We start from the raw sequence: 280 nt of genomic DNA on the forward strand, positions 1-280 counted from the left end.
GCACGATCTCGTCCGACAATTGCTGGCGCAGTTCCTCGGCCCGCGTCGGCTTGCCTTTCGCTGCACCAGCAGGCCCATGCGCGGCGCGCCGCGGCTTGGCTTGCGGGATCAGCATGTCGTCGAAACACATCTCAGCTCACGCTTTCGATGTCTGCGGCTCATCGATCAGGCTGACAGAGGCTGCCACGATTCGCCAGCCTTCGGAAAAGCGGATCCAGGTCTGCATCTGCCGCCCGACCTTGCCGGGTGCATTATCGCGATAGAATAGCGTGGAGGCGAC

At 62.9% G+C, this 280-nt stretch carries 1 protein-coding gene; it reads right to left on the reverse strand.

Annotation, left to right across the window (positions count from 1 at the left end; all coding sequences use genetic code 11):
- Nucleotides 1-136: 136 nt before the first annotated feature.
- On the reverse strand, nucleotides 137-280 hold a 144-nt coding region (locus tag RVY79_RS22045), incomplete at its 5' end, for an AtzH-like domain-containing protein (protein WP_411161753.1).

The organism is Chromohalobacter sp. HP20-39, assembly GCF_033052815.1.
Lineage (GTDB): Bacteria > Pseudomonadota > Gammaproteobacteria > Pseudomonadales > Halomonadaceae > Chromohalobacter.